At 69.0% G+C, this 25124-nt stretch carries 23 protein-coding genes and 1 riboswitch; of the genes, 6 read left to right on the top strand and 17 right to left on the bottom strand.

The genetic code is table 11. The features are described 5' to 3' along the window. Positions 1-34: 34 nt before the first annotated feature. Positions 35-667 carry a hypothetical protein gene (locus PHN62_RS07225; protein WP_300148358.1) on the bottom strand — a complete coding sequence of 211 codons (633 nt, stop codon included), beginning with the start codon at positions 665-667 and terminating at the stop codon, positions 35-37. Between the two features lie 99 nt (positions 668-766). Here PHN62_RS07225 and PHN62_RS07220 point away from each other — a divergent pair, with 99 nt between their 5' ends. Beyond that, complete coding sequence (locus PHN62_RS07220; RefSeq protein ID WP_300148355.1) at positions 767-2323, top strand: ADP-ribosylglycohydrolase family protein; 1557 nt, start codon at positions 767-769, stop codon at positions 2321-2323. A gap of 57 nt (positions 2324-2380) precedes the next feature. Here PHN62_RS07220 and PHN62_RS07215 read toward each other — a convergent pair whose 3' ends face one another. The 13 genes from PHN62_RS07215 to PHN62_RS07155 all read right to left on the bottom strand — a co-directional run bounded on the left by PHN62_RS07215 (position 2381) and on the right by PHN62_RS07155 (position 15216). Further along, positions 2381-3409 carry a siderophore-interacting protein gene (locus PHN62_RS07215; RefSeq protein ID WP_300148352.1) on the bottom strand — a complete coding sequence of 343 codons (1029 nt, stop codon included), beginning with the start codon at positions 3407-3409 and terminating at the stop codon, positions 2381-2383. 42 nt (positions 3410-3451) lie between these two features. Next, positions 3452-4282: a ChaN family lipoprotein gene (locus PHN62_RS07210; RefSeq protein ID WP_300148349.1), complete on the bottom strand. Its 831-nt coding sequence runs from the start codon at positions 4280-4282 to the stop codon at positions 3452-3454. 2 nt (positions 4283-4284) lie between these two features. Beyond that, the gene (locus PHN62_RS07205; protein WP_300148347.1) at positions 4285-4968 is read right to left on the bottom strand and encodes a hypothetical protein; all 684 of its coding nucleotides are present in this window, start codon (positions 4966-4968) and stop codon (positions 4285-4287) included. Continuing rightward, entirely contained in the window at positions 4965-6743 is a 1779-nt protein-coding gene (locus PHN62_RS07200) for an SbmA/BacA-like family transporter (RefSeq protein WP_300148345.1), read from the bottom strand. The genes PHN62_RS07205 and PHN62_RS07200 overlap by 4 nt, the downstream gene beginning before the upstream one ends. A 1-nt stretch (position 6744) precedes the next feature. After that, a complete protein-coding gene (locus PHN62_RS07195) occupies positions 6745-8976 on the bottom strand; it encodes a TonB-dependent hemoglobin/transferrin/lactoferrin family receptor (RefSeq protein WP_300148343.1) in 2232 nt (743 codons plus the stop codon). Positions 8977-9180: 204 nt separating this feature from the next. After that, the gene (locus tag PHN62_RS07190; protein WP_300148340.1) at positions 9181-9885 is read right to left on the bottom strand and encodes a TenA family protein; all 705 of its coding nucleotides are present in this window, start codon (positions 9883-9885) and stop codon (positions 9181-9183) included. 112 nt (positions 9886-9997) lie between these two features. Further along, positions 9998-10966, bottom strand: coding sequence for a HesA/MoeB/ThiF family protein (locus tag PHN62_RS07185; RefSeq protein ID WP_300148337.1), 969 nt, complete (start codon positions 10964-10966; stop codon positions 9998-10000). Further along, positions 10963-11559: a thiamine phosphate synthase gene (locus tag PHN62_RS07180; protein WP_300148334.1), complete on the bottom strand. Its 597-nt coding sequence runs from the start codon at positions 11557-11559 to the stop codon at positions 10963-10965. Before PHN62_RS07180 ends, PHN62_RS07185 begins: the two co-directional genes overlap by 4 nt. Further along, the gene (locus PHN62_RS07175; protein WP_300148332.1) at positions 11556-12320 is read right to left on the bottom strand and encodes a thiazole synthase; all 765 of its coding nucleotides are present in this window, start codon (positions 12318-12320) and stop codon (positions 11556-11558) included. The genes PHN62_RS07180 and PHN62_RS07175 overlap by 4 nt, the downstream gene beginning before the upstream one ends. 3 nt (positions 12321-12323) lie before the next feature. After that, complete coding sequence (gene thiS / locus PHN62_RS07170; RefSeq protein ID WP_300148329.1) at positions 12324-12518, bottom strand: sulfur carrier protein ThiS; 195 nt, start codon at positions 12516-12518, stop codon at positions 12324-12326. Further along, on the bottom strand, positions 12515-13495 hold the full coding sequence (gene thiO / locus PHN62_RS07165) for a glycine oxidase ThiO (RefSeq protein ID WP_300148327.1): 981 nt from the start codon (positions 13493-13495) through the stop codon (positions 12515-12517). The genes thiS and thiO overlap by 4 nt, the downstream gene beginning before the upstream one ends. Further along, complete coding sequence (gene thiD / locus PHN62_RS07160) at positions 13492-14295, bottom strand: bifunctional hydroxymethylpyrimidine kinase/phosphomethylpyrimidine kinase (protein WP_300148324.1); 804 nt, start codon at positions 14293-14295, stop codon at positions 13492-13494. The genes thiO and thiD overlap by 4 nt, the downstream gene beginning before the upstream one ends. Before the next feature lie 72 nt (positions 14296-14367). Beyond that, positions 14368-14472: riboswitch (TPP riboswitch) on the bottom strand. A gap of 54 nt (positions 14473-14526) precedes the next feature. Next, a complete protein-coding gene (locus PHN62_RS07155) occupies positions 14527-15216 on the bottom strand; it encodes a TetR/AcrR family transcriptional regulator (protein WP_300148322.1) in 690 nt (229 codons plus the stop codon). A gap of 235 nt (positions 15217-15451) precedes the next feature. Here PHN62_RS07155 and PHN62_RS07150 point away from each other — a divergent pair, with 235 nt between their 5' ends. The 5 genes from PHN62_RS07150 to PHN62_RS07130 all read left to right on the top strand — a co-directional run bounded on the left by PHN62_RS07150 (position 15452) and on the right by PHN62_RS07130 (position 22140). Continuing rightward, the gene (locus PHN62_RS07150; RefSeq protein WP_300148320.1) at positions 15452-16258 is read left to right on the top strand and encodes an SDR family oxidoreductase; all 807 of its coding nucleotides are present in this window, start codon (positions 15452-15454) and stop codon (positions 16256-16258) included. 50 nt (positions 16259-16308) lie between these two features. Beyond that, a complete protein-coding gene (locus tag PHN62_RS07145) occupies positions 16309-17430 on the top strand; it encodes a DUF5938 domain-containing protein (protein ID WP_300148317.1) in 1122 nt (373 codons plus the stop codon). A gap of 1 nt (position 17431) precedes the next feature. Beyond that, positions 17432-19012, top strand: coding sequence for an AMP-binding protein (locus tag PHN62_RS07140; RefSeq protein WP_300148314.1), 1581 nt, complete (start codon positions 17432-17434; stop codon positions 19010-19012). Between the two features lies 1 nt (position 19013). After that, a complete protein-coding gene (locus PHN62_RS07135; RefSeq protein WP_300148312.1) occupies positions 19014-20201 on the top strand; it encodes a lipid-transfer protein in 1188 nt (395 codons plus the stop codon). Positions 20202-20448: 247 nt separating this feature from the next. Further along, complete coding sequence (locus PHN62_RS07130) at positions 20449-22140, top strand: FMN-binding glutamate synthase family protein (RefSeq protein ID WP_300148310.1); 1692 nt, start codon at positions 20449-20451, stop codon at positions 22138-22140. 48 nt (positions 22141-22188) lie between these two features. Here the strand turns inward: PHN62_RS07130 and PHN62_RS07125 are convergent, their stop codons facing one another. The 3 genes from PHN62_RS07125 to PHN62_RS07115 form a co-directional block, all read right to left on the bottom strand. Further along, a complete protein-coding gene (locus PHN62_RS07125; RefSeq protein ID WP_300148306.1) occupies positions 22189-22689 on the bottom strand; it encodes a CYTH domain-containing protein in 501 nt (166 codons plus the stop codon). After that, entirely contained in the window at positions 22686-24209 is a 1524-nt protein-coding gene (locus PHN62_RS07120) for a CHAD domain-containing protein (RefSeq protein WP_300148303.1), read from the bottom strand. The genes PHN62_RS07125 and PHN62_RS07120 overlap by 4 nt, the downstream gene beginning before the upstream one ends. Before the next feature lie 273 nt (positions 24210-24482). Next, positions 24483-25076: a methyltransferase type 12 gene (locus PHN62_RS07115; protein WP_300148301.1), complete on the bottom strand. Its 594-nt coding sequence runs from the start codon at positions 25074-25076 to the stop codon at positions 24483-24485. Positions 25077-25124 lie beyond the last annotated feature (48 nt).

Raw genomic sequence — 25124 nt, 5'->3', positions numbered from 1 at the left:
CTCCCCGCAGGCGCCGGAGGCCCCCTGCGGCGGATCACCCCAGGGCGAGGAATTTCCGCAGATTCCCGGCGTTCCAGGCCTTGCCGGTGGGAGTCGCGAGCCCGGCCGCGAGAAGCGCCTCCGCCTGCTCCTTGAGAGTCGCATGGGGGAGCTCCTCCAGATGCGAGAGAATCAGCGCCCGATGTTCGGGTCGGGAGGCGACCCGCTTCCTCCAGGCCTCGCGCCAGGCGCCGAAATGCTCCTCGGGATCGAAGATCCGGGGGCGGCCCTCCAGAGGAATGGCCTCCAGAGGCACCTCCTCCACGCTGGCGGGATCGCGCGCCAGAGCCTCCTGCAAGGCCCGGCGCAAAGGCGCATGGGCGCGCCAGTTGCCCTGACGCGCGAAATCCACCCGCAGAAGGACCGCCCCGCGCTCCCGGGCCCAGAGCAGAAGCTTCGTCGCCTCCTGCGCGATCTCCGGAGAGCCCCGATCCGGATCGATCTCCATGAAGGCCTTTTCGCAGATGAGGACTCCGCCCTCTCCCTTCGCCCAGCGCCGCGCCAGGTCGCGCTGATAGCGGATGGTGAGGCTTCGTTCAGCCGCTTCGTCCACCTTGTCGGGCAACGCCTCGAATCCCGCCCAGGGGACCGGGAGGGTCCAGTAGAAGCCGACGTACTTCTTGCCCATCGCGCGCCCTCCAGGAGGAAAATCCCGAGGCTTCGTCTCCGGAGCCCCGGACTCAGCCATACCTGGTCCATCGCCAGACTTCCACAGGGAGAACCCCGGATGCGCACCAGCAAGAGCCACCCCCTCCGGCTTGACGGCCTGCCCCTCGGCGCGGGACGCCTCAGCCTCACCTTCTGCCCCGGCAAGCGTCAGCCGGACAGCCTGAGCGGCGGATGGAGCCGCGACCTCGACGCGGATCTCGACGCCCTCCGCGCGGCGGGCGTGGATCTCGTCGTCAGCCTCGTGACCGACGCAGAGATGGCCGCCCTCGGAACCGCAGGACTCGGCGAGGGCGTCAGGCGGCGCGGCATGGCCTGGCTGCACCTGCCCTTCCCGGACGGGACCGCCCCCGACGCGGCCTGGCTCGCCCGCTGGGACCGCGAGGCCTCGCCGCGGCTGCATCAGGCTCTGGACGCCGGACGCCATGTGCTGATCCACTGCAAGGGCGGGATCGAGCGCGCCCCGACCGTGGCGGCGCTGCTGCTCCTCGAACGGGGCGACGGGCTCGCCGAAGCCCTGACCCTTCTGCGGAGCGCCCGTCCCGGAGCGCAGCCCCTCGCGGCGCAGCGCGCGCTGCTCGCAGGCCGCGCCGCGCCGCCGACCCGCGAGGCGGCCCTGATCCGCGCCGCGCTGACGGGCGGCGCCATCGGCGACGCTCTGGGCGCTGAGGTCGAATTCTGGCCCCTGGAGAAGATCCTCCGCCGCTTCCCCCGCGGCGTGGACGAGATCCTTCCGCATCAGGGGCGGCGCGGCGCGATCACCGACGACACGCAGATGACCCTCTTCACCGCCGAAGGGCTGATCCGCGCGCAGGTCCGGGGCCTTGACAGAGGGCTCTGCGATCCGCCCGGCGTCGTCCATCACGCCTATCTGCGCTGGCTCGCGACCCAGGGCGAAAGCCCCCGCAGGATGGAGCTCTGCGCGGAAGGCCTCGTGGCGGACCCCCGCCTGCGCGCCCGCCGCGCGCCGGGTCTGACCTGCCTCGGCGCCCTGCGCGCGGCGCAGAGCTTCGGCGAGAAGGCGCGCAACGACTCCAAGGGCTGCGGAACCATCATGCGCGTCGCTCCGGCGGGACTCCTCGGGCGGTGGAATCCGCGCAGGCTGGGACGCGAGATCTCGGCCCTGACCCACGGCCACCCAGCGGGCCAGGAGGCGGCGGCGGTCTTCGCGGAGCTCCTGCATCGCCTGATGCGCGGCGAGGCTCTGGAGCCCGCCCTCCGCGCCCTGCTGGAGACCACTTCCGGCGAGACGAAGGCGGCCATGGCGGCGGCGCTCGCGGCGCCCCGCGACGGAAGTCCGCAGAGCGTCGAGGCTCTGGGCGGCGGCTGGGTCGCGGAGGAGGCTCTGGCCGTCGCGCTTTACGCGGGGCTCTGCGCCCGAGGCTTCGAAGAGGGCCTGCGCATCGCCGTGACCCACTCCGGCGACAGCGACAGCACCGGCGCCGTCGCGGGGAATCTGCTCGGGCTGCTCTTTCCCGAAGAGGTCATGGCTCATCGCTGGCGGCGCGAGATCGAATGCATGGATCTGATCCTGCGCCTCGCCGACGACCTCGCGGGGGCGCGCGAAGGCGACGAGGACTGGGCCTCCGCCCTCCGGAGCCGCTATCCCGGATGGTGAAACGCAGGGAGGGCGGGTTCGCCCCGCCCTCCCGCGCCGCATCATCGCAAGCCCGACTCAGCGCCAGTAGCCCGTGACGTTGGACTCCGTCTTGTCGAAGCCCTGTCCGCCGCGCAGCCAGGTCCGGGCGGCGTCCGCCTCCTCGCCGCCGGCGGCGAAGAAGACGAAGCGGTCATCGGCCGGAAGCGCCGTCGCCTGGAGATCCTCCAGAAGGCCCCTTTCGCGGCGCGGCGTCCAGACCAGCTCCATCCCCTCGGGGCGCGCGAAATCCTGACGGTCGGCCATGTCGCCCAGAGAAATCCGGATCACGCCGCGCGTCCCGGGGTGCAGGGCCGCGCAATGACGCGCGATGGCGGGCAAGGCGGTTTCGTCGCCCCAGAAGCCGACCCATCCGGCGGCGATCGCGCCGCGCGTGGTCGGGCCCATCAGGCCGATGCGGTCGCCCGAGGCGACGCGCTCCGTCCAGGCCGAGACCCGCCCGCCCTCATGCAGGAAGACGTCGACGTCCATCCAGCCCGCCGCCGCGTCGATCTCCCGGATGGTGTAGACCGGGCGATGCAGCGCGAGGTCTCCTTCGGGCCAGCGCGTGCGGCCGTTCTCGCCGATGCGCGGCCATTCCCGCACCGAGCCGCCTTCCGCCTGATCGGGCGGCAGGGCCGAAATCACCAGACGGAAATGCAGCCCGTCTTCGGCGTAGCGGGCCACATCCGGGAAGCGCAGCCGCAGGCGTCGGAAATTCGGGCTGATCAGGGTCGAGGACTCCACCAGCGCGATGCTGAGGTTCGGCGGCAAGGCGCCCGCGTCCACCCTCTCCCATTCGGCTTTGGGGGCGGGGTCCAGAGCGTCGAGGCGGTTCAGGACCATCTGCTGCAACAGATAGAGCCGCCGCTCGCTCTCCGCCGAGAGGCTCAGCGCGAGGGCGTCCCGCGCCGGGGAGAGGCGCAATTCGCCTCCCGCCAGCTTCATCGAGAAGCTCCCCTCCTCCTCGACGCAGGCGATCTCCAGAGCCTCCGCCAGCTGGGCGAAGACCGGAAACACCTGCTCGGGCGAGGCGTCGGGGATGCGGCCGTTCAGGGTCTGGATCATGGTCCGGGTCATCCTTGCAGGGGGCGGATTCAGGCGACGGATTCAGGCGGCGGGCGTTCGGGCCGCAGGCGGATCGAGGTCGGGCGGCAGGTCGAAGACGGCCTCCGCGAGGGGGCGGTCTCCGTAAGGCCCCTCCAGGCCCTCGGCGTCGGGCAGCAGGACGGCCCAGTCCTTCAGCCCGAGATCCTCAAGCTGCCAGGGCGTCCCGAGGCCCCATTCGAGATGTCCGCGCCCGATGATTCCGATCATCAGCGGCGGCTCGGGCCGGTCGAGGGCTCTGGCGATGGCGCAGGCGAAGGCGCGGTCCCAGACCTGCTGCGCCCGCACGAAGCGGTCGAAGGTCGGAGCCTCGGGGGATTGCGACTCGCGGTTGGGCCGGACGCCTCCGGTGATGTCGAAGAGATAGCGGCGATATTCCGGGCTGGCGGCGCGGGCGGGCGTCAGACCCTCGCGGTCGGCCTCGGGGATGGCCTCCCAGCCGAGCTTCCCCACCTCCGAGACGAGGCCGCGACGGCAGTTCAGCCCATGCATGGCGACGCCGAATTCGCGGCAGAACCGGAACAGCGGCAGATAGATTTCAGGCGGAAAGCCCCAGACCTTCGCCCATTCGGCGCGCTCCAGAAACTCCGCCTCCGGGAGATCCCCCGCGACCCATTCCGCAAGCACCGGATCCAGCCGCGCCGGAAACATCTCGAAGCCCATGACGACGGGCCTCCGGGCCGCCAGACCCGCCGCGACATGCAATTGCCAGCGATGGAGGGCGGCGCTGTCGTGGCGTTCGCCGAGCAGCAGTACGCTGCGGGAGGAGAGGCGGTCCATCAGGTCCGGGTGAGAAATCGCCGCGCCCGTGGCGGGGTCGGTCCAGCCGCGCATGATCAGACCTCCTCGCGCAGGCTGAGGCCGATGCGGCGGCCTTCGGCGTCGAGCGCATGGCTCGCGCCCGCCTCCTTCTCCCAGCCCGCGACGCCGCCCGCCCTCAGATGGAGGTGGAAATCCTTCGTCATCACGTTGAGGAAGCCCGAGGAGGGCCGCAAGGCCGCGATCTCTCCGCGCCAACGCTGCGTGAAGCCCGGACGCGCGAATTCGATCACGACCGGACGCCCCGAGCCCTCCAGAGCGCGGAAGGGCGGCAGGATCGGGTCGTCCTCGGCCAGCTCCTGCGGCTCCGGACGGGGCTCCTCGGGCGAGGGGAATTCCGGCGCGGCGGCGATGTCCTCCAGAACAGCCGCGAAGGGCTCCAGCCCCTCCATGCCGACCATGGCGAAGATCGTCGCGCCTTCGGCGTCGCGGAATTCGAGGCGCGGGTAGACCTTGCCCTGCATCTCCGAAGAGCGGTCGTAGATCACCGAGGCCAGAGCCTCCAGCGCGATTTCGGAGTCCTGCGTCGCGCCCGAGAGCCGCAAGCGGTCGCCCTCGCGCGCGACGGCCTCCACCGCGCCGATCCGCTCATGAGTCACGGGGCCGCTCTGGCCGATGACCATCGTGCGGCCCATGCGCGGCGCCAGGTCGAGAAGGGTTGCGGGATCGACCTCCAGACGGAGGGGAATGGTCATGGTCATGCGGTCATCCTTGCTTCAGGCTGGGGTGAATCCCGGGATTCGTCTTGAGGGTCGGAAAGTTCTCCGCCGATCCGGATCACGTCATGGGGCCCGAGCCCGACCGGCGGACGATGCGAAACCATCAGAATCGCCGCTTGCGGCGCCTCCTCGCGGAGCAGACGAAGAAGCGCGGTTTCGGCGCCGAGGTCCAGTCCGCTCGTCGCCTCGTCGAGGATGATCCAGTCCGGCCGCGCGAGAACCGCCCGCGCGAAGGCCAGACGCTGCCGCTCGCCCATCGAGAGCCCTTGCAGCGATTCCGCCGCCGGAGCCTCCAGACGATCCGCCCGATGCTCCAGCCCGAGCCGCAGAAGCAGACGGCGCAGCTTCTCGGGCTCCAGAGCGGCTGGATCTTCGGGATAGCAGGCCGAGGCCGCCAGGCCTCCGGCGAAGACATGGCCGCCTTGCGGAATGAAGTCCATCCGGCCTTCCGGAAGCTCGATCCGCCCCTCCCCATAGGGCCAGACTCCCGCCAGAGCCGCCAGCAGGGTGCTCTTGCCCTGGCCCGAGGGGCCGACCAGCCAGGTCCGGCTTGCGGGCTTCAGGTTCAGGTCGGGCGTCGGGGCCAGAGCGCGGCCCTCCGGCGTGAAGAGCCGCAGGCCGTGAGTCCGCAGGGAATCCCCGCCGCTCGCCGCGCGGAGGATCGCCACTGGCGCCGAAGGCAGAGGCTCGGGCGTCTCCGCCGCCTTCAGCAATCCGTCGAGACGCTCCGACACCGCCACGAAGGCCGCCAGCTCCTTGTAGGAGAAGATGAACCAGCTCAGCGTCGTCACGACGTTGGAGAAGGCGGAAGCCAATTGCATCAACCCGCCGAGCGTCACGGCGCCGGCGAAATAGGCGGGCAGCGCGAGAAAGGTCGGGATGCGGAGCACCGTCTGGAAATAGGGGCGCGTGAAGAGGCCGAGGATCAGCTCTCGCCGGATGAGGCGCCGCCAGTTCTCCTTGATCCCGGAGAAGAGCCCGTCCAGACGCCGCCTTTCGGCGGCCTCGCCGCCCGAGACGGCGATCTCGGTGGCGTTCTCGCGCATCTGCACCAGGGCGTGGCGGAAATCCGCCTCGCGGCGCTCCTGGGCGAAATAGAGCCCCTTCAGGGGGCCGCCGAGCCCCTGGGTCAGCAGCGTCGAGAGCGCCACATAGATGAAGGCCGCCCAGACCATGTAGCGCGGAATGCTGATCTCCGTTCCGCCCAGAACGAAGCTCAGGGGAAAGGCCGAGAGGCTCCAGAGCAGCGCCACATAGGAGACCAGAGCCACGATGTTGGAGATCAGATCCAGACTCTCGCCCAGCAGATGATGGATGAAGAGGCGGCAATCCTCGGCCAGACGCTGGTCGGGATTGTCCACGGGCGTCGGCGAGAGGCCGGGGCGCAGCCGCCAATAGGCCTTGCCCTCCAGCCAACGGCTCATCGTCACGCGGGTGAGGTTCTCGCGCCAGCGCATGAGCAGCCGCTTGCGCAGCCAGTCGCCGAGCAGGAAGTTGCCCGCCGAACAGGAGATGATCAGCCCGAAGACGCCGATCTGACGCAGAGCCTCCGCGCCGTCCAGCTGCCCGAGAGCGTCGTAGAAGGCCTTGTTCCAGGCGATCAGCCGCAGCGACAGCCAGACTCCGAAGAACTGGAGCCCCAGAATGAAGGCGTAGGCGCCGAGCCCTCCCCAGAAGGCGCGTCCCCGGTCTCCGCCGCCCGAGGCGGCCAGAAAGGCCAGACGCAGGATGCGGGTGAGAACGCGCCAGAGCTTCATGTCAGAACCTCACGTCGAGCGACACACGGAACTCCCGGCCCGGCTGGGTCTGAAGCTCCAGAGGATTGGTGATGGCCACGGCCGTATTCGCCGGAAGCGTGTAGGAATAGGGCAGAGGCGCCGTGAAATAGCGTTTGTCGAAGATGTTCAGCACCGAGAAGTTCAGGCTGGCGTTCTCCGTGACGCCCCAGTTCGCGTGAGCGTCGAAGACGGCGTAGCCCGGCGGCTTGAAGAGATTCTCGGCGCTGGCCTTCTTCACGCCCTGGGCGAAGGTGCCGAAGAGCTGAAGCTTCAGATCCGCCTGGGGAATCTCGTAGGCGAGGCCGATGGTGGCGGTCAGGGGCGCGACGTTGTGGGGCGTCCAGTCGGCGCCCGAGGCCGCGCGCTGCTCGCCGTTCTGCCAGGAAAGCGCCGCGCTGGCGCTGAGCTGGTCGTTCAGGCGCCAGTCTCCCGAGGCCTCGACGCCCCAGATCCGCACCTGATCCAGATTCACGCTGGTGTAGTCGTTGGTGCCGGGGACGTTGTAGAAGCCCTGGATGAAGTCGTCGTAATCGGCGAAGAAGCCGTTGACCGAGAAGTTCCCCCGGTCATACTGGCCGCGCAGACCCAGCTCGAAGCTGTTCACCTTCTCCGGCCTGAGGTCGGGATTGGGCGTCTGGTTGAAGGAGAGGCCCGCCGAAGAGGTGAACAACTGCGAGGCCATGGGCATCTTGAAGCCCTGAGCCGCCTTGCCATAGACCGAATATGTGTCGTCCAGCCGCAGGAGGACGCCGAGATTGCCCAGAAGCCTGCGGCTGTCGATGGCGTGGGGCTCGGCGCCCGCGACATAGCTGTAATGCGCCTGCGGACGCGGATCGATCTTGTAGGTGGCGAAGCGCAGGCCCGGCGTGATCTCCAGCCGGCGGTCGAAGAGCGAAATCCGGTCCTGCGCGAAGACGTCGGCGCGAGTGGTGCGGGCGTCGGCGAAATTGGTGGGATAGGTGGTGCGGTCGGGGAGGCCCGGCGTGCTCGCGACGTTGTAGCGGACGTAATCGAGCGTCGTGTGGTCGCCGTCGAAGCCCAGGGTCACGGAGTGCTCCGCGCCGAGCGCCGTGAAATCCTTGCGCGCCTGGACGTCGAGTTCGAGGAAATCCTCGTCCACGCGGGTGAAGTCGCGGGTGCGGGTCTCGACGCCGCCGACCACGTCGCGACGCAGGCCCTGACGATCCACCGATTGCGGCGAATATGAAACCCGCGTGACCACCTCGTCCACCCAGGGGGCGTAGGGCGTCCAGCTGTGTTCGAGGCCGTAACGCTGGCGCGAGGTGACCTGGGTCCGGTCGTAGCTGCGCAGGGTCTCGGTGAGGCCCTGGTTATAGGCGACCTCCATTTCGCGGCGCATGACGTCGGCGGCGAACTCCAGCCGATGGGCGTCGTCGGGCTCGTAGACCAGCTTGCCCAGAAAGCGGGTGGTCTCCTTGTCGGTGGGGTTCAGCTCGTTGCAGGGCGTGGCCCCGAGATCCGTCCGGCGCGGACAGCCGTAAAGGCCGCCGTCGGCGCGCGCCTTGGAGAGGCGGGCCTCCTCGGCCCGGCTGTGGGAGGCGCCGAGCAGGATCTTCAGATCCGGAGTCAGCTCCTGGGCGAAGAGCCCGGAGCCGGCGGCGCCGCTGTCCAGGCTGTCGTAGGACATGCGGAGGCGTCCGGCGCGCTTCTCTCCGCGCAGGACGTCCTCGGGATCGACCGTCTCCAGCGCGACGATGCCGCCGAGCGCGTCCGCGCCCCAGAGCACCGAGCCCGGACCACGCACCACGTCCACCTGACGCAGGAAGCCGAAATCCAGATAATCGCGGGTGCCGTCGCCGACGCGCTCGGCGATGCGCGAGCCGTCGACGAGCATCTGCACGCGGTTGCCGCCCACGCCCCGGATGGTGAAGCCGCCATAGCTGGCGAAGGGATCGGCGCCGGAGGTCATGAAGCTGGTGATCACGCCGGGCATGTAGCGCGTCAGCTCCTTCATGTCGGAGACGCCCTGCTCTTCGAGGGTCTCGCCCTCGACGACGGTGATGTTGCCGGGCACGTCCATGACCGTGGAGCCGGAGCGGTCGGCGTAGATGGTGATCGGCTCCAGCGTGATCACGAGGCCTTCCGGAGCGCGCCGCGCGTCTTGCGCCGGAGCCTCCTGCGCCAGCGCCCCCGAGGGGAGATGCGCGACCGAGAACATGAGAAGCGATGAAAGCGAAAGGCGCAGCCGCAAGAAACCCTCCCCGACCTTCTTCCTGAAGATCGAAACTGTTTGCGGCTGGCGTCGTGAGCTGGCGCGAAATCCCCCCGGAGAGGCCGAAAGGCCCGGATACGCCGAAGGGATAGACCCGCCTATAATTTCTTACCGATTCCGTCAAGATCGACTTTGAAGGCGCCGAGGGCGCGACGCCCGGAGATCAGGCCTCAAGGGCAGGCTTCAGGCCGTCGTCTCCCGGGGCGCCCCGCCCTCCGCGACCGCGCCCAGATCCCAGAAGGCGGCCTCCAGACGGACCGCCGTCGCGAAACGCCGCGTCAGATCCGGCCAGCGCGGCGAGGCCTCCGGCGAGGGCCCGAGACGTCGCGCAAGAGCCCGGTCGAGCAGGGCGCCGACCTCGCGGCAATGCTTCTGATAATCCTCCGCGCCATAGGCCTCGATCCAGGCGCGATAGGGCGTCTCGCCTGCTTCGGCCTTCAGCCGCGCGCCGATCTCGCCATAACCCAGGACGCAGGGCGCCAGAGCCGCCAGAAGATCGAGGAAATCGCCGGAATAGCCCGCCTCCAGCACATAGCGCGTATAGGCGAGGTTCTGGAGCGCCTCCTCGGCGGCCATGATCTCGGCGCGGGGGATCCCCTCGGCCTCGCAGAAGCCGACATGCAAGGCGGTTTCGCCGAGGATGGCCTGAGTCATGTCGCTGGCGGCGCGCATCTCCTCGATATCGCCCGCCTTCGCCACCGCCAGAGCCCAGGCCCGCGCGAAATGCAGCAGGAACAGATAATCCTGTTTCAGATAGTTCAGGAAACCCGCCCGAGGCTGATCTCCCGTCTTCAGCCCCTCGACGAAATCATGGCGGACATAGGCCTCCCATGCGGGAGAGGCCGCGCGCCAGAGCGCGAAGGCGCGGCCGTAATCGGGAGCGGTCATGAATCTTCTCCTCAAGAGCATTTTCCAGCGAAGCCGAACGGCTTCGCGTCGCGAAAATGCGACCACGCAAGAAGTGAGAGCGTTTGAAGATCCGACAGGATCGGAAAAGGCTCTAAGGATCGGCGATCAGGGCGATCTCGCCCGGCCAGCGGGCGCGCAGAAGCTCGGCGGCGCGCCAGGCCCGCAAACCCGAACGACAGGTGAAGACCGCCCTCTGATCGGGGCTCGGGGCGGGGCCGGAGGGGCCGAAATCCTCGACCCTCCGCCGCATCGCCCGAGGATGGACGGGGCGCGGCGCCTCGGCTTCGTCGCGCAGATCCACGATGAAATCCCCGGAGGATATCGCGCCCGGCGAGATGAAGCGCGGCTGAGGCCCTGCGGGCTCCGGCGCGCCGTCGAAGCGGAAGCCCGAGAAGCGGAAGCCCTGCATCTCGAAGCGGATCAACTGGCCCAGAGGCGAAGGCTTCAGCCCCAGCAGGACCGACAAGGCCATCTGCGCTTGCAGCGTCCCGAGCATCCCCACCACAGGCCCCAGAACGCCCGCCGTGGCGCAGGTGGCGCCCGCCTCGGTCGGCTCGGGGAAGAGCGCCCGCAAGGAGGGCGCGCCGCCGCAGAAGCCGCCGACATAGCCCGAAAGCCCCAGAGCCGAAGCCGAAATCAATGCTCGGCCCGCTTTAAGGCAGGCGTCCGAGAGCGTATAGCTCGCGGCGTGGCTGTCGGCGCAATCGAGGACGAGATCCGCAGCGGCGACCAGGTCCGGCGCATTGGCGGGCGTCAGCCGCTCGACGCGCGGAGAGACCCGCGTCCCGGGATTCAGACTGCGGGCGAACTCCGCCGCCGCCTCGGCCTTGGGCCGCCCGAGATGGGGGCCGTAGATCGTCTGGCGATGAAGGTTCCCCTCCTCGACCCGATCCGGATCGAGGAGAACCACCTCTCCCACCCCCGCCCCGACCAGATATTGCAGCGCCGGAACGCCCAGGCCTCCCGCGCCGACCATCAGGATGCGGGCGCGGCTCAGGCGGCGCTGACCCTCCGCCCCCACTTCCGGGAGGATGATCTGTCGGGCGTAGCGATCCGTCATGCGGTCGCCTCCAGCCAGGCGCGGACGCGGGCTTCGGGATCGGCGTTGAGCGTGATGTCGGTGACGACCGAAACCACGTCTGCGCCCGCCGCGAAGGCCGAAGCCGCCCGCGCGATGTTCAGCCCGCCGATGGCGACCAGAGGAATCCCGCCGATCCTGGCTTTCCATTCAGTCACGCGATCAAGGCCCTGCTCACGCCATTTCATCTTTTTCAGGATGGTCGGCCAGACCGGCCCCAGAGCGATGTAATCGGGAGTCAGCGCCAGAGCCCGGTCGAGTTCGGCCTGATCATGGGTCGAGACCCCGAGCTTCAGCCCCGCGCGGCGGACGGCCCCGAGATCCGCCGCGTCGAGATCCTCCTGACCAAGGTGCAGCCAGTCGCAGCCTTCATCCAGGGCCAGCCGCCAATAGTCGTTGACGATCAGGATCGCGCCATGAGCTTCGCAAAGCGCCTTCGCCGCGCGGATCTCGGCGCGGGTCTCGGCCTCGCTGCGGTCCTTGACGCGCAATTGCGCCATCCGCACCCCCAGAGGCAGCATCCGCGCGAACCAGGCGGCGGAGTCGAAGATCGGATAGAAGCGCGGCAAACTCATGAGAGAAAAGCCTTTCCCAGAACAGGCGTGGAGGGCGAAGCCATGTCGCGAGGCTCCATGGGATCGGCGCGGAAGGCGGCGCGTCCGGCCTCGGCCGCCAGAGCCATGGCGCGCGCCATCCCCACCGGATCTCCGGCCAGAGCCACCGCGCTGTTGAGCAGCACCGCGTCATAACCCATCTCCATGGCGCGGGCGGCGTGAGAGGGAAGGCCGATCCCGGCGTCCACCACCAGCGGGACTTCCGGGAAATGCGCCCTCAGACTGCGCAGGCCATAGGGGTTGTTCAGCCCCAGCCCCGAGCCGATGGGCGCGCCCCAAGGCATCAGCACGCGGCATCCGACGTCCAGCAGACGGCCGCAGACCACCAGATCCTCGGTGCAATAGGGGAAGACCTCGAAGCCCTCCTCGACGAGGATCCGCGCCGCCTCGACCAGAGCGAAGACGTCGGGCTGAAGGCTGTCGGCCTCGCCGATCACCTCCAGCTTGATCCAGGGCGTGTCGAAGAGCTCGCGGGCCATATGGGCGGTGGTCACCGCCTCGCGGAGGCTGTGGCAACCCGCCGTGTTCGGCAGGATCCGCACGCCCAAGCTCTGGACCAGAGCCCAGAAATCCTGTCCGCCGCCCTGCTCGCGCCGCAGGGAGACCGTCGCGATCCCGGCGCCCGAAGCGCGGAAGGCCTCGGCCAGCACCGCCGGAGAAGGATAACGCGCCGTGCCGAGCATCAGCGGGCTTTCGACCTCCACGCCGTAGAAGAGGGCCATGGCTCAGCCTCCCTGCATGGGCGCGAGGACTTCGATGCGGTCGCCTTCCGCAAGGGGCGTCGCCGCGCGGAGCCCCGCCGGGACGAATTCTCCCTGACGGGCGGTCGCGACCTTCGGGCCGAAGCCGCGTTCCCGCAGCAATTCGGCGAGGTCGGCGGCGGAGGTCTCCAGAGCCTCGCCGTTGAGGATGATCTTCATGAGGGAGCCTTGTCCATGAATTCGGGAATCGCGCCGGTCTCCAGATGATCGGCGGCCATGCGGGCCATGGCGGGCGAGAGCAGGAAGCCATGGCGATGCAGGCCGTTGGCGGTGAGAATCCGGCCCTCGCGGCGCAGATGAGGCAGATTATCCGGGAAGGCGGGGCGCACCCCCGAACCGATCTCCAGAATCTCCGCTTCGCCGAAAGCCGGATGCAGGGCGTAGGCGGCCGAGAGCAGCTCCAGCACCGAACGCGCCGTCGCGGGGCCGGGACGGTCGCTTTCGATCATCGTCGCCCCAAGCATGAAGACGCCCTCTCCGCGCGGCACGACGTAAAGCGGAATCCGCGGATGCAGCAGCCGCACGGGACGACTGAGCGTGATCTCGGGACAGCGCAGGATCAGCATCTCGCCGCGCACCCCGCGCAGATCCGCCAGAGCCTCGCGCGCGGCCAGCCCCCGGCAGTCGATCAGGCTTTCGGCCTCCGCAGGCGCCTCGCTCAGAAAGCGTGCGCCCTGGGCGGTCAGGCGGCGGCGCAGCTCGCGCAGGGCCTCGCGGGGAGAGAGATGCGCCTCCTCGGGGAAGTAAAGCCCTCCGGCGAAACGCCCCGCAAGATCGGGCTCCAGCGTCGCGATCCCTTCGGCGTCTTGCGCCTCATGGCCGGAGGTCCGGCGGGCGAAACGCGCCAGTTCGCTGCGGTCGCGGCCCAAGGCGAGGACCAGAGTCCCCCGCCGCGTCACGAGTCCGGTCTGACGCTCCCACCAACCGGCGGCCTCCAGCCCGAGGCGCAAGACGGGCTCTTCGGCGGCCTCCCGCTCGCAGAAGGGCGCCAGCATCCCCCCCGCCCACCATGAACAGGCCTGAGGGCCCAGATCCGGCGCCGGGTCGTGAATCTCGACCTCATGTCCCCGCGCGACGAGTTCGGCGGCGAGGGCCAGCCCCATGACTCCCGCCCCGAGGATCAGATGTCGGCTCATGGCTCGGCCCGCCAGAGCGCATGGAAATGATGCACCGGACCGCGCCCCTTCCCCACTCTCAGGCCGTCGGCGGCGCGGATCGCCTGATGGAGCCAGCCATGGGCGCGCTCCACGGCCTCCGTCATGACGAGGCCCTGAGCCAGGCCCGCCGCGATGGCCGAAGAGAGCGTGCAGCCCGTGCCATGGGTGTTGCGCGTCTCGATGCGGGGCGCCGAGAAGACCCGCCTCTCCGGCCCCATGAGCAGATCCGCGCAGAGCTCTCCGGAGGCGTGGCCGCCCTTCATCAGCGCCCAGCGCGGCCCCAGAGCCCGCAGCGCCTCGCCCTGAGCCTCGCGCTCTTCGAGGCTCCGCGCCTCCTCCACGCCGAGCAGACGCGCCGCCTCGGGCAGATTGGGCGTCAGCAGGGTCGCCAGAGGGAGCAGCTCCTCACGGAGCGCCGCCACGGCCTCCTCCGTCAGCAGGGAATCGCCGGATTTCGCCACCATCACCGGATCCAGCACGATGGGCAGCCCGCAGCCGCGCAAGGATTCCGCCACCGCCCGCACGGCTTCCGGCGTCCCCAGCATCCCGATCTTGACCGCGCCGACTTCGAGATCCTCCAGCACCGCCGCGATCTGGGCGCGGATCATCGCGGGCGAGAGCGTCTCGACCGCCGCGACGGCGCGGGTGTTCTGAGCCGTCACCGCGACGATCACGCTCGCGCCATAGACGCCCAGAGCCGAAAAGGTCTTGAGATCGGCTTGAATCCCGGCGCCTCCGCCGCTGTCGGAGCCTGCGATGGTCAAGGCGATGGCCGTCATGGAGCCCCCTTTGAAACCGGCGAAAGCGGTTCGGGGGCTCTGGCGCCGGAGGGATGCGCAAAGGCGCGCTCCGGCTTCAGACCACTCGTTCCCTCCGCCAGCATGACCCGGATCAGGTTCGATGGGTCGGCTCGCGCCTCTCAGCCCCGATCGCTCGGGACGCCCCAACGAGTAAGTTCTGATCCCAGCTTTAGAGAGCCCGCGCCGGGAAGGCAAGCCCTTCCCCGGCGCTCAGCGGACGAGGCTGGTCAGGATCCTGCGGGCCTCGTCCTGGAGATCCGCGGCGGCGGAGGCCTCGCCGGTCAGATGGCGCAGAAGGCTCCGCTGGAAGAGCCCGTCGAAGAGGCCGTAAAGCGCCGCCGGAGACAGGCCGATGGAAGAACCGCTCAGCTCCGAAAGCCGCGCCCCGATGCGCCAGACCATCTTCTCCAGCCGCTGGTCGATCTCCAGGACGTCGGCCTGGAAGGCCTCCTCGAACATGGCCTGGGCGCGCAGGTCATACCAGAGACGATGATTCAGGGCGTCTTCGCGCAGCGTCTCCGCGAGCTTGGCGGCCACGCCCTCGATCAGTTCGCCGGGCGTTCCGGCCCTGATCGTCACCTGATCGTAACGCGTCGCGCAGACGGCTTTATACTGACGCATCGCGCAACAGATCAGATCGGTCTTGTCCTTGAAGTAGTAATGCAGGACGCCATGCGTGAATTCGGATTTGTCGGCGATGTCGCGCAGGCTGGTCCGGGCGTAGCCCAGTTCGGCGAGGGTCTTCAGCGCCGCCTCGGCGAGCGCCATGCGGCGGCTCTCCACCTTGTCGAGGGCCCTGTCCACGGCGAGCGCGCGCGGACGTCCGGTCCGCTTCGGCGCCTCCTGCGCCCGAGCCTCCGGTTTTCCCGCTTCCGCCGTCTCGCCCAGCCGCCTGGCCATAGCGCCTCCCGCATCCTGTCGGATTCAGCCTGTTCAGAGCGGAGATTTAGGGAGGCCGCCGGGGAAAGTCACGCAGCTTGACGAGTGTCCGGAGTTATTTATACGATTGTCATAAATTATCTTGACAGATGGTCAGAGTTTTCTGAAATCTGGGGACGGGCGGAAGGATCGGAACGACCACGCCCCTTCAGGGGCCCGCGCGAAGACGGGCCGATCCCCAGGGAGGATCTCGAACATGAGCGTCAAACGACTCGAAGGCCGCACGGCCTTCGTCACGGGCGGAGCGCGCGGCATCGGCGCGGCCATCGCCCGGGCTCTGGCCGCCTCGGGCGCTTCGGTGATGATCGGCGATCTGCTGGAGGATCTCGCGCGCGAGACCGCCGCGCGGATCTCCGCCGAAACCGGCGCCCGGACCGCCGCCATCCGCCACGACGTGACCGACGACGCCCAATGGGAGCGCGCCGTGGCGCAAACCGTCTCGACCTTCGGCGGCCTCGACGTTCTGGTGAACAACGCCGGGCTGGAGATCACGTCTCTGGTGGCCGACCTCGCCGCCGAGGACATCCGCCGCATGTGCGAAGTCAACGTGGTGGGCTCGGGTCTGGGCATGAAGCACGCCTTCCGCGCCATGCGTCCGGGCGGGATCGCCGGGAAGGGCGGCGCGGTGATCAACATCTCTTCGGTGGCGGCGACCATCGCCTTTCCGGCGATCTCGGCCTATTCCGGCACGAAATCCGCCGTGGACCGCATGACCCGCGTCGCCGCCGTGGAGGCGGGCAAGCTCGGCTACGGGGTGCGGGTGAACTGCCTCTATCCCGGCCTGATCCCCACGGACATGGGCGTGGCTCTGGCGCAAGACATCGTGCGGCTCGGGCTCGCGCCGGACATGGACGCCGCCGTCGGGGGCGTGATCGCCCAGACGCCGCTCGGGCGCCTGGCGGAGGTCGGCGACGTGGCCGACGCCGCCGTCTTCCTCGCTTCGGACGAAGCCCGCTTCATCACGGGCGTCGGCCTGCCGGTCGAGGGCGGCATGGGGACCTGATCCCCGCGCGCCTCGCCCCCATTCTGGAATCTTCCATCAGGAGTCCTTTCATGTCCGACAAGAAGCCCGTCGTCGTCTATGGCGTCTCGGGATACACCGGCAGGCTGATCTGCGAATATCTGCGCGAATATCACATCCCCTTCATCGCCGCCGGACGCGACAAGGATCGCGTGGCGGAGGTGGTCGCGAAGATTCCGGGCATCGAGACGGCGGATTACGAAGTCGTCGGCGTCGAGCATACGCCGGAAGCCCTGGCCGAACTCTTCAAGGGCGCGAAGGTGGTCTGCAACACGGTCGGCCCCTTCATCAAGCTGGGTCCGGCGGTGGTGGAGGCCTGCCTCGCCTCGGGCTGCCATTACCTCGACACCACCGGCGAACAGGACTGGGTCAGGCTCTGCGACGAGGAATGGGGCGCGAAATTCGCCAAGGCCTCGCTGCTGCTCTCGCCGGGCGTCGCGCACATGTACACCACCGGCGAGATCGCCGCGAACATCGCGCTGGAGACGCCGGGCCTCGACACGCTGGACATGCTGGTGCTCTGGAAGGGCCTGCCCACCGTCGCCTCCACCCAGACGATCTTCACGATCCTCAAGGCGACCTGGTATTATCTGGAGCAGAACAGATACGTCGCCTGGGACCCCACCGCGAATTTCGAAGTCTCGGTGCCCGGCCAGCACATGAGCGCCATCGCCGTGCCCTGGGGCGGCACCTCGCATCCGGTCTGGTTCAAGAACGACCCTCGCGTGGCCAATTGCAAGGTGATCGGCGGCGTGGTCCAGCGCGAGATCATGCAGGGCGTCGTCCAGACGATGCAGATGGTCAAGGAGAAGATCAAGCCGCTGCCCATGGATCAACAGGAGATCGAGCTCGGCAAGATCGCCGCCAGCATTCAGGGCGCCATGCCGCCGCGCGAGAATCCGCGCGTCAACACCTCGGTGGATTCGGTCCATGCTTCGGGGCCTCTGGGGCGCTCCCACGTCGTGATCCACGGCAACAGCAACTACAAGCAGACCGGCATGCTCCAGGCCTACGCCGCAAGCTGGCTCGTCCAGGCGCCGCCGCTGCGGGTGGGCTTCGCCTCGGCCTGTCAGGCCTTCGGACACCGGAGCCTCCTCGGCCAGTTGCGGATGTTCGGGCTCGTCGCCGAGCCCATCGTCACCGTGAACGCCTGAGATGGCCGCCCCCAAATCCGAGCCCCGGATTCAGGGATCGGGCGCCCGACTGGTCGATTATCTCGACAAGGGCGCGAGTCTGGGGGCGCAAGCCCCCTGCCTCACCATGGACGAGCAAGACCTCAGCTATGGCGAGGTCCAGGCGATCAGCTGGCGGGTCGCGCGGGGCCTCGACGCCTCGGGGATCGCGCCCGGCGAGAAGGTCGCGGTGCTTTCGGGCAACGATCCCATGGCCTTCTCCTGCGTCTTCGGGATCTCGCGGGCGGGGGCGGTCTGGTGCCCGGTGAACCCACGCAACGAGGCTTCGGAGAACCGCTTCATCCTCGACGCCTTCGACTGCGCGGCGCTGATCTTCCACAGCGACTTCCGGAAGATGGTCGAGGCCCTGCGACCCTCTCTGCCGAAATTGCGGCTGCTGGTCTGCCTCGACCGCGATCTGGATTTCGCGCCCTCGCTCGAAACCTGGCTGGCGGAGGCCCCCGCCTCCCCCTTCGAGCGCGCGCCGCCCGATGATCTGGCGATGATCCCCGGCACGGGCGGCACCACCGGCAAGCCCAAGGGCGTGATGTTGTCGGGCCGCAATCTGGAGGCCATGACCGCCATCACCCTGATGAGCTACCCCTTCGAGGGCCGTCCGGTCTATCTGGCCCTCGCGCCGCTGACCCACGCCGCCGGAGTCCTCTGCTTCCCGATCCTCTGCCTCGGCGGACGGATCGTGATCATGCATCACGCCGACATGGGCGAATTCCTGCGGCTGATCGAGACCCACCGGGTTTCGCATGTCTTCCTGCCGCCGACCGTGATCTACATGCTGCTCGATCATCCGGGGCTGGATTCCGCCGATCTCTCCTCCTTGCGCTGCTTCTGGTATGGCGCGGCGCCCATCTCGCCGATCCGCCTCGCGGAGGCCCTGCGCCGGATCGGCCCCATGGCGCAGCTCTTCGGCCAGACCGAAGCCCCCATGATGATCTCGACCATGGCGCCCAAGGATCATTACAACCCCGACGGTTCGGTGAATCCGGCGCGTCTGGCTTCGGCGGGGCGTCCGAGTCCTCTGGTGCGTCTGGCCATCGTCGATCCCGAAGGGCGGATCCTGCCCCGGGGCGAGCGCGGCGAGATCGTGGTGCGCGGCTCGCTCGTCATGGAGGGCTATTACAAGGATCCCGTCGCCACGGCGGAATCGACCGTCGACGGCTGGCGCCGCACCGGAGACATCGGCTATCTGGACGAGGAGAATTTCCTCCACATCGTGGATCGGGCGAAGGACATGATCATCACCGGCGGCTTCAACGTCTATTCGGTGGAGGTCGAGAACGCCTTGCAGGCCTATGAGGCGATTCAGGATTGCGCCGTCGTGGGCCTGCCCGACGAGAAATGGGGCGAACGCGTGGTGGCGGTGATCCAGCCGCGTCCGGGGCGCGAGATCGACCCCGAGGCGCTGAAGGCCTTCGTCAAGGGGCGCGTCGGGGGCGTGAAGACGCCCAAACAGATCGAAATCTGGGCCGATCTTCCCCGCTCCCGCGTGGGCAAGGTGCTGAAGGCGGAGATCAAGGCGGCCCTGCTGGCGGGAAAGGCTCCCTGAGATGACGGAAAGAAGCTTCGTGGCGGGCGTCGGGATGATCCCCTTCGTCAAACCCGGCGCCTCTGCGGGCTATGACGTCATGGGCGCCGAGGCCATCCGGCTGGCTCTGGGCGACGCCGGGATCGGCTATGGCGAGGTCCGGCAGGTCTACGCCGGATATGTCTATGGCGACAGCTGCGCAGGCCAGAGGGCGGCCTATCAGGTGGGTCTGAGCGGCGTTCCCGTCGTCAACGTCAACAACAACTGCGCCACCGGCTCGACGGCGCTGTTCCTCGCGCGTCAGGCCGTGGCGCATGGCGTGGTCGACTGCGCCCTTGCGGTCGGCTTCGAACAGATGTCGCCGGGCGCTCTGGGGATGGTCTTCGGGGATCGCCCCTCGCCTCTGGCCGCCTTCGACGCTCAGGCCGACGCCCTCGTCGGCGCGGAGGAGATTCCCGTGGCGCTGCGGCTCTTCGGCGGCGCGGGGCTGGAGCACATGCGCCGCTACGGCACGAAGCTTTCCACCTTCGCGAAGATCCGCGCCAAGGCGAGCCGTCATGCGGCGCGCAATCCGCTCGCGCTCTTCCGCAAGGAGGTGAGCGAGGAGGAGGTCCTCGCCTCGCCGATGCTCTGGGAGGGCGTGATGACCCGCCTCATGGCCTGCCCTCCGACCTGCGGCGCGGCGGCGGCGGTGGTCTGCAACGCGAGCTTCGCGCGGCGCCATGGCCTGAGCGGGCTGGTCGAGATCGCGGGGCAGGCCATGGCCACGGACCAGCCCTCCAGCTTCGAGAGCCGAGACATGCGGCGGGTAGTCGGCGTGGACATGACCCGGAGCGCCGCCGCAAGCGTCTACGCTCAGGCGGGGATCTCGCCCGCCGATCTGGACGTGGTGGAGCTGCATGACTGCTTCGCCCATAACGAGCTCATCACCTATGAGGCGCTGGGCCTCTGCCCCGAGGGCGAAGGCGAGGCCTTCGTGGTCGAGGGCCGCAACAGCTATGGCGGCGAGGTGGTGACCAATCCTTCGGGCGGATTGTTGTCGAAGGGCCATCCGCTCGGCGCGACGGGCCTGGCCCAGTGCTTCGAGCTGACCCTCCAGATGCGCGGCGCCGCCGGAGCGCGTCAGGTGGAGAATCCGCGCTGGGGGCTTCAGCAGAACGTCGGCGTGGGCGGCGCCTGCGTCGTGACGCTCTATCGCCGCGCCGCCTGAGCGGGTCGGCGCAGGGACGTCCTTCCTCCTCTCCGCGTCAAGCGGCCATCCGGATGCGTTGCGCCCCTGCGCAGGACGCGGGAGCCTCCGACCGGTCCGGTCGTCCGCGCAGGAGGCTCCGGAGCCTCCCGCTCCGCCATGTTCATGGAGCGGTCGTCAATGGCGGCGAGAACAGGCGCAGGAGCCCCCTCCCTCCGGAGAGGCTCCGAAGGCTGAAGGAAGGCCGTCATCTTGTCGAAGGAAAGCCATGCTCAAACATCAGCGATATGCGATCTTCGCAGGAGTCGCGCTTCTCGCCCTGCTCTCGCTGCTCGGCGCGCTCCTCTACAGCCCATGGCTCTGGCTTGCGGCGGCGGTCCTGGTCGCGCTCACGGCGCTGGGCGTCCATGACCTCGCGCAGAACCGACATGCGATCCTGCGCAATTATCCGGTGATCGGGCATGTGCGCTTCCTCATGGAGAGCATCCGGCCCGAGATCCGGCAATATCTTCTGGAGAGCGATCAGGACGCCCTCCCCTTCAGCCGTCAGGAGCGCGGCCTGGTCTATCAGCGCGCCAAGGGCGTCGAGGACAAGCGCCCCTTCGGCACCATCGAGAACGTCTATGGCGCGGGCTACGCCTGGCTGAACCACTCCGCGACGCCCGTCGCCATCAAGGACACCGATTTCCGCGTGAGGATCGGCGGCCCGGACTGCAAACAGCCCTATGACGCCAGCCTCTACAACATCTCGGCCATGAGCTTCGGCTCGCTCTCGGCCAATGCGATCCTCGCGCTGAACCGCGGCGCCAAGAAAGGCGGCTTCGCCCATGACACCGGAGAAGGCAGCGTCAGCCGCCATCACCGCGCGGGCGGCGGCGATCTGATCTATCAGGTCGCCTCGGGCTATTTCGGCGCCCGCAATCCGGATGGAACCTTCTCGCCGGAGAGATTCGCCGAAACCGCCGCCGATCCGCAGATCAGGATGATCGAGATCAAACTGAGCCAGGGCGCCAAGCCGGGCCATGGCGGCATGCTGCCCGCCGCCAAGATCACGCCGGAGATCGCCGAGGCGCGGGGCATTCCGATGGGCGTGGATTGCGTCTCGCCCGCCGGACACAGCGCCTTCTCGACGCCCGTCGAGCTGATGGAGTTCGTCGGGCGGCTGCGCGAGCTTTCGGGCGGCAAGCCGGTGGGGCTCAAGCTCTGCATCGGCCATCGCCGCGAGTTCATGAGCATGATCAAGGCCATGCTCAAGACCGGGATCTATCCCGACTTCGTGGTGGTCGACGGCGCCGAGGGCGGCACCGGCGCCGCGCCCGTGGAGTTCGCCAATCGCGTCGGCATGCCCATGCTCGACGGCCTGACCTTCGTGCACAACGCCCTGCGCGGAGCCGGAATCCGCGACCGGATCAAGATCGGCGCGGCGGGGAAGATCGTCTCGGCCTTCGACGTGGCGCGGGCTCTGGCGCTCGGGGCGGACTGGTGCAACGCCGCGCGCGGATTCATGTTCGCGGTGGGCTGCATCCAGGCTCAGGCCTGCCATACGAACAAATGTCCGACGGGCGTCGCGACGCAGGATCCCCTGCGTCAGCGCGCCCTCGACGTGGGCGACAAGAGCGACCGCGTGGCGCGCTTCCATCGCCATACGATGCACGCCCTCGGCGAGATCGCCGGAGCGGCGGGCCTCAGCGATCCGGGCGACTTCATGCCCTATCACTTCATGTTCCGGCGGGCGAGCGGCGGATTCCTCGACGGCAACGAGGCCTATCCCTGGCTGCCGGACGGCTTCCTCGTCTCGGGCGAGGAGATCCCCCACCTCGCCGAGTGGCACAGCCGCTGGGACCGCGCCAGCGCCGAGACCTTCGCGCCGCCGGAGATCCCCTTCGGCCCCTTCGCGCCGCGTCGTCCGGCGGCGGCGAAATCCACCGCCCAGCCGCTCAGGGAGCTCGAGCCCGTCTGACCCGCGCGGCGGATCCTCCCGGAGCCCGCTCCGGGAGGCCTCGCCCCCTCACAAGGGCGGCGCGCCGTGATCGGCGAGGGAACGGTTGCGGAAGCGCCGGTCCTCGGTGACTTCGGCGCCGAACCAGTCGGGCGGGACGAAGGCCCGCGCCGCCTCCAGGCTCGGAAACTCGACCTCGACCAGCAGGAGCGGCGCGAGGGCGCCTGAAAACAGGTCGAACTCGAAGAGCGTCCCGTCATCCAGACGCCCCATGTGGCGGGTCTTCTCGACCCGCCGCCCTTCGGTCGCGGGCCAGAGCCTCTCGAACTGCGCCCGCGTGATCTCGACCTCGCGTTCGACGCGGCTCAGGATCCCTTCGGACTTCAGCGTCAGGAACCAGGCTTCGCCCTTGCTGCGCAGGCGCAGTTCGATGGAATCGCCCGCCGCCGTGACGTAGCCTTGCCGGATCTCTTCGGCCTTCAGGCCCTCCAGAGGGGGCGGCGTCGCGAGGAGGAACTTGCGTTCGATCTCCAGAGGCGCCGCCGGATCCTTGTCCGTCGCCGGGCTCATGAGGCCCTCCTTCTTCTCTTCTTTTCGTGGAACAGCTCGCGGAAGGCGTTCTGGGTCTCGCGGCTGGCGAAGCGGACGAAGCTCTCGGCGATGCGGCTTCTCTCCGCGAGCTGCCGGTGGTGCAGCACCGAGATCAGCGCCCCCACGCTCAGGGCGACGCCGAGGCCGCCATGATGCGCGCCCTTCGCCTCCAGACCCTCGACGAAGCGGCGCAGGCTGGCCTGCTGCACCGAGGCGTCGTTGAAGACGCCCAGGGCCTCCTGAAGGGTCTTGAGCGGCTTGAGCAGATCGGCGAAGGGCTTCGCCGGGAAGAGCGGCGCGAAGAACTCCATGAGATAGCGCAGCTTCTTGCAATGGATGCGCAGCTTGTGGATCTCTTCGTCCGGCGCCTCGTGGATGAGCTTCGCGCCCGTGCGGCGGATCTTGCGGTAACGGCCCCAGATCAGTTCGCAGGCGAGCGCCCAGGCGCCGTGATCGGCGTCGGGACCGGGCTTGAGGCCCTCGCGGTCGCGGAAGAGCGCTTCGAGCGCCGTCATCTCCTCCAGCCAGGCTGGGCTGCGCAGGAATTCGGCGAGGCGGGCCTGTTCGGCGGCGCGCTCCCGGGCGAAGAGCTCGAACATCTCGTCGAGCCCTTCATGCAGGGCCTCGGGGGCCATGGCGTAGAAGGCTTCGCGCTCCAGCAGATAGACGTCGAGATCCCGCAGAGGCCCGGTCGGGGCCATCAGCGCCGAGAAGCGCGCCTTGAGATCTTCGGTCTGGTCGGCGTCGTAGACGTCCTTGAACAGGCTCAGGACCGAGCGGATCCGGCGCAGCGCGACCCGATGGTCATGCAGATGCTCGGTGTCGAGATCCGCGACGATCCCGGCCTCGTTGGCCCGCAGCACCGGCAGACAGGCCGCCACGATGTCGCTGGCGGCGTCGAAGGCGCGGGCGTCCGGATCGATGGGCGCCTCGGGCTTGGCCTGATAGGGCGCGAGCTCCGGATGCAGCCGCCGCGCCGGATCGCCGCGCCGCAGGGGCTCGGCGCCCAGAGCCGCAAGGCCCTCCTCCAGCGCCTTCAGAGCCTTGCCCTCTCCTTCGGGGAGGGCGGCCAGGAGGCCTTCCCCGGTCCCGGAGAAGAGCAGCAACCCGGCGCGGGCGCGGACCTCGCCGGAATCCTCCGTCAGCGCGAGTTCGCCCCGCCGCAGCTCGCCGACGCCCGTCCGGGACAGCCGCCGCAGGGGCGACAGATCCTTCAGCGCCGCCTTGACCGGTCCTTCGGCGAAGCGCGCGGCGAATCCTTCGGCCTCGGCGGGCTGCCGCAGGACCGGGCCCTCGGCGGGCCAGAGCTCGAACCAGCCGCCGGACTCGATCAGCAGACGCTGCGAGCGACGCAGGCTCTGGTCGAAATCGTCGAGGATCGCGAAGGGGGCCGCCGTCTCCCAGACGAGGACGGGCCGCCAGTCGCCCCAGGGCCCGGCCGCCCCTCCGTCGAACGCCTCCGCAGGCAGGATCAGAGTCTTGTCTTCGGCGCGCGTCATGAGCCGTCCCTTCTTTCGTGGCTGCGCGGAGGCCGCTTCGCCGAAGCTGCGAAGGCGCGTCCGCGTCATGGGCGTCGTCCGACCGGGTGGGGTCGTCCGGACGCTCCAGGCTGCTGTCTGGTCGCGCGTCGCGACGCGAAGCCTGGTCGGCTTCGCTGGATGACGCTCACGGCTGAACTTGAGGGCGGCGGGAATCGTCGCCTCTCCCCTCAGGCGACATACCCGAAATCGAATCCCCTGTCGATTGATCGACCCGCCCGGTCCCCCTCCGCCTCAGAGCGGAGTCCGCAGACGCCGCCGCTCGATGCGGTAGACGGCGGCGGGCGGCAGATTGGCCAGCGTGCCGCCGATGCGGGTCGCCTTGAGGCCCAGCCGGTCCAGCAGGGGCCTCGGCGCCGGACAACGGAAGCCGTAGGTGAACTGATAGAAGGCGCCCTCGGGCCGCAACTGCAGGAAGACGCCCTCCAGGATCGCGAGGATCCGGCGCGGCGACATGGAGAGCAACGGCAATCCGCTGACCACGGCGCCTGCGGGCTCTCCCGCGATCAGAGGGCGCTTGCGCAAGGCGCAGGCGTCCATCTGGTGGACGCGGGCCAGAGGAAAGCGGCTCTGGAGATCCTGCGCGAAGCTGGCGCCGTATTCGATCAGCACGAGCCGCTCCTCGGGGACGCCGCGTCCGAGCAGACGGCGCGTGAAGACTCCCGTGCCGGGGCCCAGCTCGACCACCGGCGCCTCCAGCGGCGAGATCTCCGAGGTGATGATCTCGGCGAGGGCCCGCCCGGAAGGCGCGATGGCGGCCACGGTCAGAGGATCGCGGCGCCATTCCGTCAGGAATCTCTTCAGATCCGACGCGCTCGAACTGGACAAGGATGAGGCTCCCGTGCTGGGTCTGCTCGTCGTTGCGGAGGGCGCGGC

The organism is Neomegalonema sp. (genome assembly GCF_028688855.1).
Lineage (GTDB): Bacteria > Pseudomonadota > Alphaproteobacteria > Rhodobacterales > Rhodobacteraceae > Neomegalonema.
Note: the sequence above shows the minus strand (reverse complement) of the source record. Positions and strands in the feature narration are given on the sequence as shown.

Coding starts and splice junctions, on each gene's coding strand:
- PHN62_RS07200 (WP_300148345.1), bottom strand. CDS start 6,743: ATGAAGCTCTGGCGCGTTCTCACCCGCATCCTGCGTCTGGCCTTTCTG.
- PHN62_RS07130 (WP_300148310.1), top strand. CDS start 20,449: ATGCTCAAACATCAGCGATATGCGATCTTCGCAGGAGTCGCGCTTCTC.
- thiS (WP_300148329.1), bottom strand. CDS start 12,518: ATGAAGATCATCCTCAACGGCGAGGCTCTGGAGACCTCCGCCGCCGAC.
- PHN62_RS07220 (WP_300148355.1), top strand. CDS start 767: ATGCGCACCAGCAAGAGCCACCCCCTCCGGCTTGACGGCCTGCCCCTC.
- PHN62_RS07120 (WP_300148303.1), bottom strand. CDS start 24,209: ATGACGCGCGCCGAAGACAAGACTCTGATCCTGCCTGCGGAGGCGTTC.
- PHN62_RS07185 (WP_300148337.1), bottom strand. CDS start 10,966: ATGACGGATCGCTACGCCCGACAGATCATCCTCCCGGAAGTGGGGGCG.
- thiD (WP_300148324.1), bottom strand. CDS start 14,295: ATGACGGCCATCGCCTTGACCATCGCAGGCTCCGACAGCGGCGGAGGC.
- PHN62_RS07135 (WP_300148312.1), top strand. CDS start 19,014: ATGACGGAAAGAAGCTTCGTGGCGGGCGTCGGGATGATCCCCTTCGTC.
- PHN62_RS07205 (WP_300148347.1), bottom strand. CDS start 4,968: ATGACCATGACCATTCCCCTCCGTCTGGAGGTCGATCCCGCAACCCTT.
- PHN62_RS07215 (WP_300148352.1), bottom strand. CDS start 3,409: ATGATCCAGACCCTGAACGGCCGCATCCCCGACGCCTCGCCCGAGCAG.
- PHN62_RS07225 (WP_300148358.1), bottom strand. CDS start 667: ATGGGCAAGAAGTACGTCGGCTTCTACTGGACCCTCCCGGTCCCCTGG.
- PHN62_RS07150 (WP_300148320.1), top strand. CDS start 15,452: ATGAGCGTCAAACGACTCGAAGGCCGCACGGCCTTCGTCACGGGCGGA.
- thiO (WP_300148327.1), bottom strand. CDS start 13,495: ATGAGCCGACATCTGATCCTCGGGGCGGGAGTCATGGGGCTGGCCCTC.
- PHN62_RS07155 (WP_300148322.1), bottom strand. CDS start 15,216: ATGGCCAGGCGGCTGGGCGAGACGGCGGAAGCGGGAAAACCGGAGGCT.
- PHN62_RS07140 (WP_300148314.1), top strand. CDS start 17,432: ATGGCCGCCCCCAAATCCGAGCCCCGGATTCAGGGATCGGGCGCCCGA.
- PHN62_RS07210 (WP_300148349.1), bottom strand. CDS start 4,282: ATGCGCGGCTGGACCGACCCCGCCACGGGCGCGGCGATTTCTCACCCG.
- PHN62_RS07190 (WP_300148340.1), bottom strand. CDS start 9,885: ATGACCGCTCCCGATTACGGCCGCGCCTTCGCGCTCTGGCGCGCGGCC.
- PHN62_RS07180 (WP_300148334.1), bottom strand. CDS start 11,559: ATGAGTTTGCCGCGCTTCTATCCGATCTTCGACTCCGCCGCCTGGTTC.
- PHN62_RS07125 (WP_300148306.1), bottom strand. CDS start 22,689: ATGAGCCCGGCGACGGACAAGGATCCGGCGGCGCCTCTGGAGATCGAA.
- PHN62_RS07145 (WP_300148317.1), top strand. CDS start 16,309: ATGTCCGACAAGAAGCCCGTCGTCGTCTATGGCGTCTCGGGATACACC.
- PHN62_RS07175 (WP_300148332.1), bottom strand. CDS start 12,320: ATGGCCCTCTTCTACGGCGTGGAGGTCGAAAGCCCGCTGATGCTCGGC.